The following is a 16,124-nucleotide window of genomic DNA, read 5'->3' as shown; positions in this document are numbered from 1 at the left end:
GTCGGTCGTCCGTCGTGCGCTCGGGAGGGCCGCAGGGAGGGGGCTCAGTGGCCGCCGGCCTCCTGGGCCCGCTTGATGGAGGCCTCGATCTCGGCCTGCGCCTCGGCGCGGCCGACCCAGTTGGCGCCCTCGACCGACTTGCCCGGCTCGAGGTCCTTGTAGGTCTCGAAGAAGTGCTGGATCTCCAGCCGGTCGAACTCCGAGACGTCGGTGATGTCCTGGAGGTGGGCCATGCGGGGGTCGGTGGCCGGGACGGTGAGGACCTTGTCGTCGCCACCCGCCTCGTCGGTCATCCGGAACATGCCGATGGCCCGGCAGGTGATCAGGCACCCGGGGAAGGTCGGCTCCTCGAGGAGCACCAGGGCGTCGAGCGGATCACCGTCCTGACCGAGGGTGTTCTCGATGTACCCGTAGTCGGCCGGGTACCGGGTCGAGGTGAACAGCATCCGGTCGAGCCGGATGCGCCCGGTGGCGTGGTCCAGCTCGTACTTGTTCCGCTGGCCCTTGGGGATCTCTACCGTCACGTCGAACTGCACGGCACGTAGTGTGGCCCACCGGTATCAGGCCCACCGGTGCAGGTCCGCCCCGGGGGGCTCTTCCGGGGGGTGGGCACCATCGCGGCGAGCGGGTCGAGCAGCGTCACGCCGAGCTACCGGCGGCTGCGTCGGCGCATCGTCGGCGGCGTCCTGGCGCTCCTCGTGGTCGCCGCCCTGGTCGTCGGCGGGGTCGTGTTCCTCGGCCGCGACGACGACGGCACGGGCGGCACCGGGGGCACCGCCGCCGGGCCCACCGCGGAGCTCCCCGACGTCGGCGAGCCCTCGCCCGTGCTCGCCGCGCTGTCCTCCGACGCCCCCGCGCCCGACCCCGCCGCGCTCTCGGCCGCGCTCGGCCCGCTGCTGGCGACGCCCGCGCTGGCCGGCGGCCTGAGCGCCGAGGTGGTCGACGTCGCCGCCGGGGAGACCCTCTTCGACCAGGACGCCGACGAGCCCGTGACGCCGGCGTCGACGGCCAAGCTGCTGACCGCCGTCGCCGCGCTCACCACCCTCGACCCCGACGACACGCTGGAGACGACGGTCGTCGCCGGGGCCACGCCGGACGAGGTCGTGCTGGTCGGCGGCGGGGACCCGACCCTGTCGACGACCAGCCCGTCGCTGACCTACCCGGGGGCGGCGACCGTGGCCGACCTCGCCGCGCAGGTGCAGGCCGCGCTGCCGCAGGGCACGACCGTGAGCCGGGTCGTCGTCGACACCTCGCTGTTCGAGGGGCCGCTGACCGCGGAGGGCTGGGGTCCGGAGGACGCGCCGTCGAGCTACGCCGCCCCCGTCACCGCCGCTGCGGTCGACGGCGCGCGGGTGACCCCGGGGGAGAACGCCCGCAGCGGCGCGCCGGGCACCGACGCGGGGCGGGCGCTGGCCGAGGCGCTCGGCGTCCCCGGCGCGACCGTCGAGCTGGGCGAGACCCCCGACGGCGCCGCGACGCTGGGCACCGTCCGCTCGGCGCCCGTCGCGCGGCTGGTGGAGCAGGCGCTGTCGCAGTCGGACAACCTGCTGGCCGACTCGCTGGCCCGCCACGTGGCCCTCGCCCGCGGCCTGCCGGCCACCTTCGACGGGTCCGCGCAGGCGGTCACCGACGCGCTCGCCGACGCCGGCATCGACACCTCGGAGGTCGAGCTGCGCGACGGCAGTGGGCTGTCCCGGCTGGACCTGGTGACCCCCGCCGTCCTCGCCGACGTGCTCGCCGGTGCCGCCGACGGCTCGCTGGACGGCACCTCGGCCGTGGTCTCGGGCCTGGCCGTGGCCGGGTACGACGGCACCCTCGCCGACCGGGGCGACGCGGACCCCGCCACCGCGCCCGGCGCCGTCCGCGGCAAGACCGGCACCCTGCTCGGCGTGCACGCCCTGGCCGGGACCGTGGTGACCGCCGACGGGCGGCTGCTGGCCTACGCGCTGGTGGCCAACGGCACCATCGGCGGCGGCGGGCCGGAGGAGGCCGCCCTCGACGCCGTGGCGGCCGCGCTGGCCGGCTGCGGATGCCGTTGAGCAAGGACCCTGCTGCCCCCCACCGCTCGCAGGCTCGCGACGGGGCCCTGCAGCAGGGCCTACCGTGAGGCGATGAGCAGCAGCGCACTCGTCGACTGGGGGCTCGCCGGGCGCACCGCCCGCCGGCTGGCCGGGCCCGGGCCCGCGACCACGCGGGAGGAGGCCGCCGCCGTCGTCCGCGAGCTGCACGAGGCCGCCGCGGCCGCTGTCGCCCACGTGGAGGGCCTGACCGGGCTGCACCCGGTCGAGGGCGGCCCGGTGCCGGAGGTCGCCGTCGTCGACCGGCCGGGCTGGATCGACGCCAACACCACCGGTATGGCCGCGCTGCTCGACCCGCTGGCCGCCGCGCTCCTCGAGCGCTCGGAGAACCCGCCCGGGCCGCTGGCCACCGCGATCGGCTCGCGCGCCACGGGCGTGCAGGCCGGCGGGCTGCTGGCCTTCCTGTCCTCCCGGGTGCTCGGCCAGTACGAGGTGTTCGGCACCGGCGGCCGGCTGCTCCTGGTCGCCCCCAACATCGTCGACGCCGAGCGGCGCCTGGGCGTCGACCCCAGCGACTTCCGCATGTGGGTCTGCCTGCACGAGGTCACCCACCAGCTGCAGTTCACCGCCTTCCCGTGGCTGCGCGACCACCTCGAGGACCAGATCTCCGGCTTCGTCGAGGCCACCGACCTCAGCCCCGACGCGCTGCGCGACCGCATGTCCGACCTGGTCCGCGGCATCGCCGACGCCGTCCGCGGCAGCGACGACGACGGCGGGTCGGCCGGCCTCATGGCGCTGGTGCGCGACCCCGAGCAGCGCGCCGTCCTCGACCGGGTCACCGCCGTGATGAGCCTGGTCGAGGGGCACGCCGAGTACGTGATGGACGGCGTCGGCCCCGACGTCGTCCCCTCGGTGCGCACGCTGCGCAAGCGCTTCGCGCAGCGCCGCAAGGGCCGCAGCCCGCTCGACCGCGTGCTGCGCCGGCTGCTGGGGCTGGAGCAGAAGATGAAGCAGTACGCCGACGGGCGGACCTTCGTCGGCGGCGTCGTCGACCTCGTCGGCATGGACGGGTTCAACCGCGTGTGGGCCGGTCCCGAGAACCTGCCGCTGGTCGAGGAGCTCACCGAGCCGGCCCGCTGGGTCGAGCGGGTGCACGGCCGCCCGGCCGTCACCGCCTGACCCCCCGGCTGCGGTGAGCGGCCCGCCGCCGGCGGTCGCGGCCGTCCGCAGCGCCGTCCGGCCGGGTCTGCGGGCGTCCGCGCAGCCGGTCCTGGTCGCCGTCAGCGGGGGAGCGGACTCCCTCGCGCTGGCCGCCGCCGTCGCCTTCGAGGCCCCGCGCGCCGGTGTGCCCGCCGGGGCGGTCACCGTCGACCACGGGCTGCAGGCCGGATCGGCGCAGCGGGCCCGCGAGGTCGCCGGCCTGCTGCGCGGCCTGCGCCTGGACCCGGTGCACGTCGTCCCCGTCGAGGTCGGCACCGCGGGCGGGCCCGAGGCCGCCGCGCGGACCGCGCGGTACGCCGCGCTGACCCGGTGCGCGGAGGAGTGCGGCGCGCGGATCGCCCTCGGCCACACCCTCGACGACCAGGCCGAGACCGTGCTCCTCGGCCTCGGCCGCGGGTCCGGCCCCCGGTCGGTGGCCGGGATGGTGGCCGAGCGCCCGCCGTTCTGGCGGCCGCTGCTCGGCGTCCGGCGGGCGACCACCCGCGCCGCCTGCGCCGACCAGGGCCTGCCGGTGTGGGACGACCCGTGGAACACCGACCCCGCCTACCGCCGCGCCCGGCTGCGCGCCGAGGTGCTGCCGCTGCTGGAGGACGTCCTCGGCGGCGGCGTCGCCCCGGCCCTGGCCCGGACGGCCGACCTGCTGCGCGAGGACCTCGACGCCCTCGACGCCCTGGCCGGGGAGCACCTCGCGCGGCTGACCGGCCCGGACGGCCTGCCGGCCGCGGAGCTGGCCGGGCTGCCGGCCGCGCTGCGCCGCCGGGTGCTGCGCGGGTGGCTGCGCGGTGCGGGCGTGGGCGATCTGCAGGCGGTGCACCTGGGCGCGGTCGACGCGCTGCTGACCGCGTGGCGCGGGCAGGGGCCGGTCGCCCTGCCGGGCGGTGCCGAGGCGCTCCGGGCGTCTGGCAGGCTGGTGCTGCGGCCCGCCGGCTCCCCGGGCAGGAGTGCCGCAGTCGCCCCCGATCCGGAGGAGCAGCACCCGTGACCGAGACAGCGTCGACCCCTGCCGTGCTGGGTCCCGACCACGGCTACGGCCCCGACATCGACCACGTGCTCCTGTCCGAGCAGCAGATCCAGAGCAAGATCACCGAGCTCGCCGACCGGATCGCGCGCGACTACGAGGGCCGCGAGGTCCTGCTCGTCGGCGTCCTCAAGGGCGCGGTGTTGTTCATGAGCGACTTCGCCCGGGCGCTGCGGCTGCCCACCCAGATGGAGTTCATGGCCGTCTCCTCCTACGGCAGCTCCACGAGCTCCTCGGGGGTCGTGCGCATCCTCAAGGACCTCGACCGCGACATCTCCGGCATGGACGTCCTGGTCCTCGAGGACATCATCGACTCGGGCCTGACGCTGTCCTGGCTGCTCAAGAACCTCGGCAGCCGCCGCCCCGCCTCGCTGGAGGTCTGCGCCCTGCTGCGCAAGCCCGACGCGATCAAGGTGGAGGTGCCCGTCCGCTACGTCGGCTTCGACATCCCCAACGAGTTCGTCGTCGGCTACGGCCTCGACTACGCCGAGCGCTACCGCGACCTGCCCTACATCGGCACGCTCAAGCCGCAGGTCTACTCGACGTAGCGGGTCCTCCGGAGGGGGGAGCGCCCGGCCTCCGGGCAGCGCGATCACAGGGGATCCACAGCCTCCCCGGTGTACCGTCGACCGCAACGACGCTGGACCGAGCGCCAGGGTGCCCGCCCGGGTCGCGCGGAGCGTCACCCGGACGATCAGGAGGGTCGACGGGCCAGGCCGGAGACCTCCGGCCGCCCGGCATCGGTGTATGGAACGCAAGAAGATCTTCCGCTCCGTGTGGTTCTGGGTCGTCCTCGTCGTCCTGGTGGCCCTCGGCCTGTCCTCCTTCCTCGGAGGCGGCTCCAGCTACGAGCAGGTCAAGACGTCGGTCGCCCTGGAGCAGATCCAGTCCGGCAACGTCGAGTCGGTCACGATCAACGACAAGGAACAGACGCTCGACCTCGACCTGCGCACCGCCGTCGACGGCAACGAGCAGATCACCGCGTCGTACCCGATCGGGGCCTCCGACGACGTCTTCTCCCTGGTCTCCGGCATCGACGGCGACGGGCAGACCAACGGTGACGGCGTCGACTTCACGACCAACGTCACCCAGGACAACGTCCTCGTCAGCGTCCTGATCAGCTTCCTGCCGTTCCTCATCCTCCTGCTGCTGCTGTTCTGGCTGTTCAACTCCATGCAGGGCGGCGGCCGCGGCGTCATGGCCTTCGGCAAGTCGAAGGCCAAGCAGATCACCAAGGACACCCCGAAGACGACGTTCGCCGACGTCGCCGGGGCCGACGAGGCGATCGAGGAGCTCCAGGAGATCAAGGACTTCCTGGCCAACCCGGTCAAGTTCCAGGCCGTGGGCGCCAAGATCCCCAAGGGCGTGCTGCTGTTCGGCCCGCCCGGGACCGGCAAGACCCTGCTCGCCCGCGCGGTGGCCGGCGAGGCCGGCGTGCCGTTCTTCTCGATCTCCGGCTCGGACTTCGTGGAGATGTTCGTCGGCGTCGGCGCCAGCCGGGTGCGCGACCTGTTCGAGCAGGCCAAGACCAACGCCCCGGCGATCATCTTCGTCGACGAGATCGACGCCGTCGGCCGGCACCGCGGCGCCGGCATGGGTGGCGGCCACGACGAGCGCGAGCAGACGCTCAACCAGATGCTCGTCGAGATGGACGGCTTCGACGTCAAGGGCGGCGTCATCATGATCGCCGCCACCAACCGGCCGGACATCCTCGACCCCGCGCTGCTGCGTCCGGGCCGCTTCGACCGCCAGATCGCCGTCGACCGGCCCGACCTCGAGGGCCGCAAGCAGATCCTCCAGGTGCACGCCAAGGGCAAGCCGCTCGCCCCCGACGTCGACCTCGAGACCGTCGCCCGCCGCACCCCCGGCTTCACCGGCGCGGACCTGGCCAACGTGCTCAACGAGGGCGCACTGCTCACCGCCCGCCACGGCGGCTCGGTCATCACCGACGAGACGCTCGAGGAGGCGATCGACCGCGTCATCGCCGGTCCCGAGCGCAAGACGCGGGCGATGAGCGAGAAGGAGAAGAAGGTCACCGCCTACCACGAGGGCGGCCACGCCCTGGTGGCGCACGCGCTGCCCAACCTCGACCCCGTGCACAAGGTGACGATCCTGCCGCGCGGCCGCTCGCTCGGGCACACGCTCGTCCTGCCGACCGAGGACAAGTACACCCAGACCCGCTCGGAGATGATCGACACCCTGGCCTACGCCCTCGGCGGGCGCGCGGCCGAGGAGCTGGTCTTCCACGAGCCGACCACGGGCGCCGGCAACGACATCGAGAAGGCCACCTCGATGGCCCGCGCGATGGTCACCCAGTACGGCATGAGCGCCAAGCTGGGCGCGGTCAAGTACGGCAGCACCGAGTCCGAGCCGTTCCTGGGCCGGGACATGGGCTCGCGGCCGGACTACTCCGAGGCCGTCGCCGCCGACATCGACGCCGAGGTCCGCGCGCTCATCGAGGCCGCGCACGACGAGGCGTGGGAGATCCTGGTGGAGTACCGCCCGGTGCTCGACCAGCTCGTGCTCGAGCTGATGGAGCGCGAGACGCTGTCCCGCGAGGACATGGCCCGCATCTGCGCGCCGGTCACCAAGCGGCCGGCGCTGGCGCCCTACAACGGCTTCGGCAAGCGGACGCCGTCGGACCAGCCGCCGGTGCTCACGCCCGCCGAGCTGGCCGCGCAGGCGAACGGCAACGGGCACGGCGCGACCGCCGTCGGCCAGCACGGCCCGGGCGCCGGCAACGGCCACGGCCTGGTCAAGGGCGGCACCAACCCGGTCGGTGACGTCGGCGCCCCTGCGCAGCGGTGAGCGAGCTCGCGAGCTCACCCATGGGCACAGCAGCAGCGCGATCGCGGACGACGAGCGCCAGCGAGGCGGCGGCGTGAGCGTGATCCCGGAGGAGCCGGAGGACGAGGTCCGCGCGGACCCCGCGAACATCGACACCGCGCGCGCCGCGGCCGCCGTCCGGGAGCTGCTGCTCGCGGTGGGAGAGGACCCCGACCGGCCCGGGCTGCGCGACACCCCTGCCCGGGTCGCCCGCGCCTACGCCGAGACCTTCGCCGGCCTCTGGCAGGACCCGGCCGAGGTGCTCGCGACGGTCTTCGACGAGGACCACGACGAGATGGTCCTGGTCAAGGACATCCCGATGTACTCGACCTGCGAGCACCACCTGGTGCCCTTCCACGGGGCCGCGCACGTCGGCTACATCCCCGGGGCGGACGGCCGGGTCACCGGTCTGTCCAAGCTCGCCCGCCTGGTCGACGTCTACGCGCGCCGGCCGCAGGTGCAGGAGCGGATGACCCGGCAGATCGCCGACGCCCTCGACCAGCACCTCAAGCCGCGCGGCGTCATCGTCGTCGTCGAGGCCGAGCACCTGTGCATGGGCATGCGGGGCATCCGCAAGCCCGGGTCGACGACGGTCACCTCCGCGGTCCGCGGCATGTTCCGCGACAGCGCCGCCACCCGCGCCGAGGCGATGAGCCTCGTCCTGGGCCGGTGAGCGGGCGCCGCGCCGAGCTGCTGCACCCCGGCCGGTGCGTGGTCATGGGCGTCCTCAACGTCACGCCCGACTCCTTCTCCGACGGCGGCTGCTTCGCCGACACCGCCTCGGCGGTCGCGCACGGGCTGGCGATGGCCGCGGCGGGCGCCGACTACGTCGACGTCGGTGGTGAGTCCACCCGCCCCGGCGCCGACCGCGTCGACGCCGCCGAGGAGCGCCGCCGCGTCGTCCCCGTCGTCCGTGAGCTGACCGCCGCCGGCGTCCGGGTCAGCGTCGACACCACCCGCACCGGGGTCGCCGAGGCGGCGCTGGAGGCCGGCGCGGTGCTGGTGAACGACATCAGCGGCGGCCTGGCCGACGACGGGATGGCCGCGCTGGTCGCCGACGCCGGCGTCCCGTGGGTGCTCATGCACTGGCGTGGCCACAGCCGGGAGATGCACGCGCACGCCGTCTACGCCGACGTCGTCACCGAGGTCTGCGCCGAGCTGTCCGCGCGCGTCGACGCCGCGCTGGCGGCCGGGGTGGACGCCGCCCAGCTCGTGCTCGACCCGGGCCTCGGCTTCGCCAAGCAGGCGGCGCACAACTGGGCGCTGCTGGCGGCGCTGCCGAGCGTGGTGTCCCTCGGCCTGCCGGTGCTGGTCGGCGCCTCGCGCAAGTCCTTCCTCGGCCGCCTGCTCGCCGGTCCCGACGGCGCGCTGCGCCCGGCGCCGGAGCGGGACGCCGCCAGCCTGGCCACCACCGTCCTGGCCGCGGAGGCCGGCGCCTGGGGCGTGCGGGTGCACGACGCCGCCGGCTCGGCCGACGCCGTGCGCACCGTCGCCGCCGTCCAGCGCGCCCGCGAGGAGGCCCGTCGTGACTGACCACCGCACCCCCGACCGGATCGCCGTCCGCGGCCTGACCGCGCACGCCCACCACGGCGTCTACGGCTTCGAGCGGGAGAACGGGCAGACGTTCTCCGTCGACGCCGTCCTGGAGCTCGACACCGCGCCCGCGGCGGCCGGGGACGACCTGACGAGGACGGTCAACTACGCCGAGCTGGCGCAGCGGCTGCACGCCGTCCTCACCGGGGAGCCGGTCGACCTGCTCGAGACGCTGTGCCAGCGGCTGGCCGACGTCTGCCTCGCCGACCCGCTGGTGCAGGCCACCGAGATCACCGTGCACAAGCCGCAGGCCGACCTCGGCGTCCCCTTCGACGACGTGACCGTCACGATCCGGCGACAGAAGGACCCTCTCCCCCTCTCCCCTCGCACGCTCGGGGGAGCCTCAGGAGAGGGCCGAGGGACGGAACTCGAAGAAGGCTCCCGTTGACCCGCGCGGTGCTGTCCCTGGGCGCCAACCTCGGCGACCGCGCCCGCGCGCTGCGCACGGCGATGGAGGCGCTCAAGGCCGACGGCCTCGTCGCCCGCTCGACGCTGTACGAGACGCCGCCGTGGGGCCCGGTCGAACAGCCGTCCTACCTCAACGCGGTGGTGTTCGTCCGCGGCGACCGCGACGCCGCCGGCTGGCTGGCCCGCGCGCAGGAGCTCGAGCAGGCCGCCGGCCGCACCCGCGAGGTCCGGTGGGGCGCGCGCACCCTCGACGTCGACGTGGTCACCGTGACCGCCGACGACGGGACGCCGGTGGTCTCCGACGACCCGGCCCTCACCCTGCCGCACCCCCGGGCGCACGAACGGGCGTTCGTCCTGGTCCCGTGGCTGTCACTCGACCCCACCGCCGTGCTGCCCGGGCACGGGCGGGTCGCCGACCTGGTCGCCGCGCTGCCGCCCGACGAGGTGGCCGCGGTCGTGAAGTGGGAGCACCTTCGGTGAGCGAGCTCGCGAGCTCACGCGGAGCTGCAGAGTGAGGCCGGTGAGCCGCCGCGACCTCGTGGTCGTCGCCGCCGGGCTGGCGCTGGCCGCCTGGCTGCTGGTGCGCGCGACCTACGGCAGCCTGCCGCCGCTGCGCTGGTGGCTGCCGGTCCCGCTGGCGGTGCTGGCCGTCGCCGAGGCGCTCGGTGCCCGCACGCTGCGCGCCCGCCTGGCCGCCCAGCGCGCCGCCCGGCGCTCGGCCCGCGGCGGGGAGACGGTCCGGGCCGCCGACCCGGCGACGCCCCTGGTGCGCCCGGTCGAGCCGATGCTGGTGGCCCGGCTGGCGGTGCTCGCCCAGGCCAGCGCCTTCGTGGGCGCGGCCTTCGTGGGCATCTGGGCCGGGGTGCTGCTGCACGTCGGGCCGGCGGTGTCACGGCTGCAGGCGGCCGGCAGCGACACGGTGACCGCCGTCGTCGGGGTGCTGTGCGCCGCGGCGCTGACCGCGGCCGCGCTGTGGCTCGAGTCGGTGTGCCGCGTGCCGCCGGAGGAGCGCGACGAGCAGCGCCCGGGGGACGGCGTCCGCGCCTAGGAGCGCGCGGGCACCGCGGCACCGGCCGTCTCGGGAGCCGTGCCGTCGACCGAGCGGCGCAGCGCGGCGTGCAGCGACTCCGGGGTCAGCACCCCGAGGAAGACGTCGCCGTCGAGGACCGCCACCCAGCCGGCCTCGTGCTGCAGCATCGTGGAGAACGCGGTCTTCAGCGTCGCGTCGGCCGGCACCCACGCCTCCATGCGCCGCGCGGCCGAGCCCACCGTGCCCGCGCCGACCGCGCGGTCGGCCGACAGCCAGCCGTGCAGCCGCTCGTCGTCGTCGAGGACCACCGCCCACCGGGCGCCGTGCACCTGCAGCGAGGCCCGCGCGTCGGCCAGGCCGTCGGCGACGTGCACCACCGGCGGGCGCTCGAGGTCGTCGGGGCCGATGGCGGTGACCGCCAGCCGCTTGAGGCCGCGGTCGGCGCCGACGAAGTCGGCCACGAACGGGGTGGCCGGGCGGCCGAGGAGCTCGGCGGGCGGCGCGAACTGCTCGACCCGGCCGCCGGTGCTCATCACCGCGATGCGGTCGCCGAGCCGCACGGCCTCCTCGATGTCGTGGGTGACGAAGACGATGGTCTTGCGCACGGTCTCCTGCAGCCGCAGGAACTCCGCCTGCAGCCGCTCGCGCACCACCGGGTCGACGGCGGAGAAGGGCTCGTCCATGAGCAGGACGGCGGGGTCGGCCGCCAGCGCCCGCGCCACCCCGGCGCGCTGCCGCTGGCCGCCGGAGAGCTGCGCCGGGTAGCGCTTGCCGTGGACGGCGGGGTCGAGGCCCACGGTGGACAGGAGCTCGTCGACCCGGGCGCGGGTGCGCCGCTTGTCCCAGCCCAGCAGCCGCGGCACCGTGGCCACGTTGTCCCGGACGGTCTGGTGGGGGAAGAGCCCGACGTTCTGGATGACGTAGCCCATGCGGCGGCGCAGCTTGTCGGGGTCGACCCGGGTGACGTCCTCGCCGCCGAGCAGGATCCGCCCCGTCGTCGGCTCGATGACCCGGTTGATCATCTTCATGGTCGTGGTCTTGCCGCAGCCCGAGGGGCCGACCAGGACCGACAGCTCGCCGGCGGCGAAGGTGAGGTCCAGCCGCTCGACGCCGACCGTCCCGTCGGCGTAGGTCTTGGAGACCCCCTCGAGCCGGATCTCCTGCGCCGTGCCCTCCGACGCGCTGCCGTCCGGACCGCTCGCGGCAGTAGCGTCCACCGGGTGACCTCCCTGGCTACGCGCCCGCTCCTGGACGCGGTGAGCGACCCCGCGGTGGGGCTGCTCGCGGTGGACGAGGCCCCGAACCCGTGGTTCGACCCGTCCTACGTGACCGACAACTGGGACTCCATCCTGACCTACACCGGCGAGCACGTGCGCCTCACCGTGCTGGCGGTGGTCATCGGGGCGGCCGTCGCGCTGCCACTGGCCCTGCTGGCACGGCGCAGCCGGTACCTGTCGGCGCCTGTCCTGGGCCTGTCCACGGTCGTCTACACGATCCCGTCGCTGGCGCTGTTCGCGCTGCTGGTGCCCTTCACCGGGCTGTCGTCGAACACCGTGCTGATCGGGCTGGTCGCCTACTCGCTGGTGATCCTCGTGCGGAACTTCCTGGCCGGCCTGCAGGGCGTCCCCGCCGACGTCCGGGAGGCGGCGCGCGGCATGGGGCTGTCGGCGGCGCAGACGTTCTGGCGGGTGGACCTGCCGCTCGCGCTGCCGGCGTTCATGGCGGGGCTGCGGATCGCGACGGTGTCCACGGTGGCGCTGACGACGGTCGGCGTCCTGGTCGGCCACGGCGGGCTGGGGCAGCTGATCACCGGCGGGTTCGCCGCGAACTTCTACCGCGCCGAGATCGTCACCGGCGCCGTCGGCTGCGTGCTGCTCGCGCTGCTGGCCGACGTCCTGCTGGCCGGCGCCGAGCGGGTGCTGACCCCCTGGGCCCGGGCGGTGCGGACGTGAACGACTTCTCCCGCGCGATCACGTACCTCAACGACCCGTTCAACTGGAGCCGGCCCAACGGAATCACCGACCTCGCGCTGGAGCACATCGGCATCTCCGCCGTCGCGGTGCTGGCGGCGATGGTCGTGGCGCTGCCGATCGGCGTCGCGCTCGGCACGGCGCGTCGCGGCGCCGGCCTGGTCGTCGTCCTGTCCAACGTCAGCCGGGCCATCCCGACGCTGGCGCTGCTCACCCTCTTCGCCGTCAGCCCGATCGGCTTCGGCAACCGCGCGACGACGATCGCGCTGGCGGTGTTCGCGATCCCGCCGATCCTCACCAACACCTTCGTCGGCTTCCGCGGTGTCGACGCCGAGGTCCGCGAGGCCGCGCGGGGGATGGGCATGAGCCGGGCGCAGGTCCTCGGTCGCGTCGAGCTGCCGCTGGCCCTGCCGCTGGTGACCACCGGCATCCGCACCGCCGCGGTGCAGGTGGTGGCGACGGCGGGCCTGGCTGCGCTGGTCGGCGGGGGAGGGCTGGGCCGGCTGATCAACCTCGGCTTCGGCCAGCAGGACTACGGCGTGATGATCGCCGGCGCGATCCTGGTGGCGGGCCTGGCGCTGCTCACCGAGCTGCTGCTCGCGACGGTGTCCTGGGCGGTGACCCCGGGCCCCCGCCGGCTGCCGTTCCTGCAGGTCAGGACGTCACCGCGGGCCGGAGGGGTTCCGGAACCCACGGCCAGCGGCGTGCCGCTGTGAGCTGGATCTCCTCCTGAGCGCGGGCGTGTAACGACCGCGCAACACATCCGTGCGGCGATTGCCCGGGGGAGAACCCCGGGGGTTGCATGTCCCGCGCGGGCCACCCCCGCCAGACACGCGTCGCGGCCGCTCGCCGCACGGGACACAGAAGGCGGACCACCATGCGCAAGCAGCGCGCCCTCGCTCCTCTCCTGCTCGCCGGCTTGCTCCTGACGGCCGCCTGCGGCGAGTCCGGCTCCTCGGGCACCGGCGGCTCCACCGGGACCAGCGGCTCGGCCGCCAGCGGCGACGCCTGCGCCCCGGTGCCCGGCGACCAGCTCGTCGTGCTCGAGGACGACCAGGAGCTGCAGAACGCCGACAACATCGTCCCGGCGGTCACGGCGGCCACCGCCGCGGCCAACCCGGCGCTGGTGCCGGCCCTCGACGCGGTCTCGGCCGCGCTGACCACCGACCAGCTCATCGACATGAACGCCGCCGTCGACCTCGAGCGGCAGAGCGCCGAGGACGTCGCGGCCGCGTGGGTCGAGGAGAGCGGCGTCACCGAGGGTCTCGAGCAGGGCAGCGGGCCGATCGTCGTCGGCGCGGGCAACTTCACCGAGTCGACGATCCTGGGCAACATCTACGCCGGGGTGCTGCAGGCGGCGGGCTTCGACGCCACCGTGCGCGAGGTCGGCAACCGCGACCTCTACCTGCCGGCCCTCATCTCCGGCACCGACCTGCAGGTCTTCCCGGAGTACCTGGCCACCGTGACCGAGGCGCTCAACGCGCAGGTCAACGGCGCCAACCCGACGCCGATCGCCAGCGGCGACGCCCAGGCCACCCGCGACGCGCTGCAGCCGCTGGCCGACCAGGTCGGGCTGACCTTCGGGACGCCGTCGGAGGCCGCCGACCAGAACGCCTTCGCCGTGACGCAGGAGTTCGCCGACCAGCTCGGCGTGACGACGCTGTCGGAGCTCGCCGACGCGTGCGGCGACGGGTCGCTGGTCCTCGGCGGGCCGGCCGAGTGCCCGACCCGGCCGTTCTGCCAGCCGGGCCTCGAGGAGACCTACGGCCTGACCTTCGCCGAGTTCCGTGAGTTCGACGCCGGCGGCCCGGCCACCAAGGCCGCCATCACGCAGGGTGAGGTCTCGATGGGCCTGGTGTTCAGCTCCGACGGCGCCCTCGCCCAGGGCTGACGAAGGACCCGACGAGCCCCCGAATTCGGCACGGATGACTCCGTGCCGGAGTCGGGGGCTCGCTCACCGTTACGCTGTCCCCATGCGGACGGGGGGACGGATGCGTGTCGCCGGACTGCTGGTCGGGTGCGTGGCCGCCGCCGCGGCCACGGCCGTCGTCTTCCTGTCCGACGACCCGCAGGTGCTGCGCGTCGCCGTGGTCGCCGTCGCCTGGGCCTGCCTGGGCGCCGCCTTCGCCACCGGACGACGTCCCGAGGCCGCCGCTGCCGAGGGGCGGGACGTGGCGGCGGTCGAGGCGGAGCTGCGCCGCACCTACGACGCCGAGCTCGAGCGCGAGGCCGCGGTGCACCGGCAGGCCGAGCTGGAACTGGAGCTGCAGGTCCGCGGCGAGGCAGAGGCCGCGATGCGCCGCGAGCTCGACGGCCTGCGCAGCGAGCTGGCCGGTCTGCGCGGGGACCTGACCGGTCTCGACGCGCTGCGCACCGAGGTCGCCGCGGTCGGTGCCCTGCGGGCCGACCTCGCCGCGCTCGCCGGGCTGCGGGCGGACCTGGCCGAGCTGGCCGGGCTGCGCGGCGACGTCGGCCGGCTGCGCGCCGAGCTGACCGAGCGGCAGACCGGCGAGCTGCACCACGCGGGCGAGATGCACGTCGAGCGGGTCGTCATGCGGACCCAGTCGGTGCGCACCGGGCGGGAGCCGCTGGAGCCCGCGACGGCGTCCGCGGCCCAGGTGGCCTGGCACGCCGACGTCACCCGCGAGCTCGGCGGCTGGCCCGGCACCGGGGCGCCCGCCACGGTGGCCGTCCCGGTCGTGTCCCCGGACCCCGAGCCGGTGGCCCGCGTGCTCACCCCGCCGCCGGTCCCCGTGGACACGGGCGCGCCGCGCCGCCGCCGCACCGACCTGGCCGCCGACCTGCTGCCGCCGGCACCGGCCGAGCAGCTGACCGCCGAGCGGCCCTCCGTGCACGCCGCCGCGGCGGGCCACGGCGGGTACGCGGTGCCCCCGGCCGAGGAGGAGGCCGGCTCCGCACGGCTGGCGCAGATCCTCGCCGAGAGCGGCGTCACCCCCGGCGGCCGCCGGCGGCGCTACCGCGACTAGGCGGGACCGCGCGAGAGCGCGCCGCCGTCGAGCACCATCGTCTGGCCGGTGACCCAGCCGGCGCCGAGCAGGTAGGCCGCGGCCTCGCCGATGTCCTCCGGCTCGCCGAGGCGCCCGGCGGGGTAGGCGCGGGCGGCCTCCGCCTCGCGGCCCTCGTACAACGCGCCGGCGAAGCGGGTCTTCACCACGGCCGGCGCGACGGCGTTGACCGTCACCTTCGGGCCGAGCTCGACGGCCAGCTGGGTGACCAGGTTGATCAGCGCGGCCTTGCTCACCCCGTAGCCGGCGATGTTCGGCGAGGCCTTCAGCCCGGCCACCGACGCGACGACGAGCACCGAGCCGCCGTGCTCGCCCATCCACGCCCGCCAGGCCTCCTGCACCAGCCCGAGCGTGCCGACGACGTTCGTGTCGAGGATCTTGCGGAACGCGTCGAGCTCGAGGTCGACCATCGGGCCGTAGACCGGGTTGATCCCGACGTTGCCCACCAGGTGGTCGAGGCTGCCGAAGCGCTCGACGGCGGTGCGCACAGCCTCCGCGCGGTGCGCGGCGTCCCCGGCGTTGCCCGGCACGCCGACGGCGACCTCGGGCCCGCCGAGCGAGGCCACGGCCTCCTCCAGCGCCTCCGGCTTGCGTGCGGTGAGCACCACGCGCGCCCCCCGGTCGACCAGGCTGCGGGCAATGGCCAGCCCGATGCCGCGGCTGCCGCCGGTGACCAGTGCGGTGCGTCCCTCGAACGTGCCCACGTCGCGCTCCTGTCGGTGTCGGCCGGCCTCGTCGCCGGTGCCCGCCGCACACGGTAGGTCGGGCCGCGGCGCCGCTCCCGACCCCCTCCCGGGCGGCACGTGAGGCACCCCACAGTGCCGTTGCGTTGCAGGGGACCGCGGGCGGTCACACACTCGCCATCGGCACGTCGCCCGCGTGACACACACCGGTCGCAGCGGACGGCCCGCCGGGTACCACCGAGCACGGCCAGCACCACCCGGCACCACAAGGACCGCCAGCGCCGACGGTCCGCCCACCGAGTCCGGTACCCGCCAGGGACTGGAACGAGGA

Annotated in this window: 17 protein-coding genes; 14 read left to right on the top strand and 3 right to left on the bottom strand. The window is 75.3% G+C overall.

Annotated elements, in window-relative coordinates; all coding sequences use genetic code 11:
• Window positions 1-44 precede the first annotated feature (44 nt).
• Window positions 45-536, bottom strand: coding sequence for an inorganic diphosphatase (locus tag FN207_RS08610; protein WP_093577771.1), 492 nt, complete (start codon window positions 534-536; stop codon window positions 45-47).
• 36 nt (window positions 537-572) lie between these two features.
• Here FN207_RS08610 and dacB point away from each other — a divergent pair, with 36 nt between their 5' ends.
• The 10 genes from dacB (at window position 573) to FN207_RS08560 (ending at window position 10,132) form a co-directional block, all read left to right on the top strand.
• Entirely contained in the window at window positions 573-2,039 is a 1,467-nt protein-coding gene (gene dacB / locus FN207_RS08605; protein WP_246065890.1) for a D-alanyl-D-alanine carboxypeptidase/D-alanyl-D-alanine endopeptidase, read from the top strand.
• Between the two features lie 72 nt (window positions 2,040-2,111).
• Window positions 2,112-3,197: a zinc-dependent metalloprotease gene (locus FN207_RS08600; protein ID WP_142458004.1), complete on the top strand. Its 1,086-nt coding sequence runs from the start codon at window positions 2,112-2,114 to the stop codon at window positions 3,195-3,197.
• Window positions 3,198-3,210: 13 nt separating this feature from the next.
• Entirely contained in the window at window positions 3,211-4,221 is a 1,011-nt protein-coding gene (tilS, locus tag FN207_RS08595) for a tRNA lysidine(34) synthetase TilS (protein WP_142458002.1), read from the top strand.
• Window positions 4,218-4,805 (top strand): hypoxanthine phosphoribosyltransferase, encoded by a 588-nt coding sequence (gene hpt / locus FN207_RS08590; RefSeq protein WP_185938251.1) that lies wholly within the window; start codon window positions 4,218-4,220, stop codon window positions 4,803-4,805. Before tilS ends, hpt begins: the two co-directional genes overlap by 4 nt.
• Before the next feature lie 199 nt (window positions 4,806-5,004).
• Window positions 5,005-7,065 carry an ATP-dependent zinc metalloprotease FtsH gene (gene ftsH / locus FN207_RS08585; protein ID WP_142458000.1) on the top strand — a complete coding sequence of 687 codons (2,061 nt, stop codon included), beginning with the start codon at window positions 5,005-5,007 and terminating at the stop codon, window positions 7,063-7,065.
• A 73-nt stretch (window positions 7,066-7,138) separates the two neighbouring features.
• Complete coding sequence (gene folE / locus FN207_RS08580; RefSeq protein ID WP_185938250.1) at window positions 7,139-7,756, top strand: GTP cyclohydrolase I FolE; 618 nt, start codon at window positions 7,139-7,141, stop codon at window positions 7,754-7,756.
• On the top strand, window positions 7,753-8,616 hold the full coding sequence (gene folP, locus FN207_RS08575; protein WP_246065889.1) for a dihydropteroate synthase: 864 nt from the start codon (window positions 7,753-7,755) through the stop codon (window positions 8,614-8,616). The genes folE and folP overlap by 4 nt, the downstream gene beginning before the upstream one ends.
• Window positions 8,609-9,064 (top strand): dihydroneopterin aldolase, encoded by a 456-nt coding sequence (folB, locus tag FN207_RS08570; protein WP_142457998.1) that lies wholly within the window; start codon window positions 8,609-8,611, stop codon window positions 9,062-9,064. The genes folP and folB overlap by 8 nt, the downstream gene beginning before the upstream one ends.
• The gene (gene folK / locus FN207_RS08565) at window positions 9,061-9,564 is read left to right on the top strand and encodes a 2-amino-4-hydroxy-6-hydroxymethyldihydropteridine diphosphokinase (protein ID WP_142457997.1); all 504 of its coding nucleotides are present in this window, start codon (window positions 9,061-9,063) and stop codon (window positions 9,562-9,564) included. The genes folB and folK overlap by 4 nt, the downstream gene beginning before the upstream one ends.
• Before the next feature lie 40 nt (window positions 9,565-9,604).
• Entirely contained in the window at window positions 9,605-10,132 is a 528-nt protein-coding gene (locus tag FN207_RS08560; RefSeq protein WP_246065888.1) for a DUF3180 domain-containing protein, read from the top strand.
• On the opposite strand, the gene FN207_RS08555 is transcribed toward FN207_RS08560, so the two are convergent.
• On the bottom strand, window positions 10,129-11,331 hold the full coding sequence (locus FN207_RS08555) for an ABC transporter ATP-binding protein (RefSeq protein WP_221888099.1): 1,203 nt from the start codon (window positions 11,329-11,331) through the stop codon (window positions 10,129-10,131). The two genes, FN207_RS08560 and FN207_RS08555, sit on opposite strands and share 4 nt — an antisense overlap.
• A 3-nt stretch (window positions 11,332-11,334) precedes the next feature.
• On the opposite strand from FN207_RS08555, the gene FN207_RS08550 reads away from it, so the two are divergent.
• From FN207_RS08550 to FN207_RS08535, 4 genes are all read left to right on the top strand, one after another.
• On the top strand, window positions 11,335-12,066 hold the full coding sequence (locus tag FN207_RS08550; RefSeq protein WP_246065887.1) for an ABC transporter permease: 732 nt from the start codon (window positions 11,335-11,337) through the stop codon (window positions 12,064-12,066).
• Window positions 12,063-12,800, top strand: coding sequence for an ABC transporter permease (locus FN207_RS08545; RefSeq protein ID WP_142457993.1), 738 nt, complete (start codon window positions 12,063-12,065; stop codon window positions 12,798-12,800). Before FN207_RS08550 ends, FN207_RS08545 begins: the two co-directional genes overlap by 4 nt.
• 161 nt (window positions 12,801-12,961) lie before the next feature.
• Window positions 12,962-13,975, top strand: a complete 1,014-nt coding sequence (locus FN207_RS08540) for a glycine betaine ABC transporter substrate-binding protein (protein ID WP_142457991.1) — start codon at window positions 12,962-12,964, stop codon at window positions 13,973-13,975.
• Window positions 13,976-14,057: 82 nt separating this feature from the next.
• Window positions 14,058-15,071 carry a DUF6779 domain-containing protein gene (locus tag FN207_RS08535; protein ID WP_142457989.1) on the top strand — a complete coding sequence of 338 codons (1,014 nt, stop codon included), beginning with the start codon at window positions 14,058-14,060 and terminating at the stop codon, window positions 15,069-15,071.
• On the opposite strand, the gene FN207_RS08530 is transcribed toward FN207_RS08535, so the two are convergent.
• A complete protein-coding gene (locus FN207_RS08530) occupies window positions 15,068-15,814 on the bottom strand; it encodes an SDR family oxidoreductase (RefSeq protein ID WP_142457987.1) in 747 nt (248 codons plus the stop codon). The genes FN207_RS08535 and FN207_RS08530 overlap by 4 nt on opposite strands.
• Between the last annotated feature and the right edge of the window lie 310 nt (window positions 15,815-16,124).

The organism is Geodermatophilus aquaeductus, assembly GCF_900182545.1.
In the GTDB taxonomy this organism is placed as follows: Bacteria; Actinomycetota; Actinomycetes; order Mycobacteriales; family Geodermatophilaceae; genus Geodermatophilus; species Geodermatophilus aquaeductus.
This window is presented reverse-complemented; position numbering and strand designations above follow the sequence as displayed.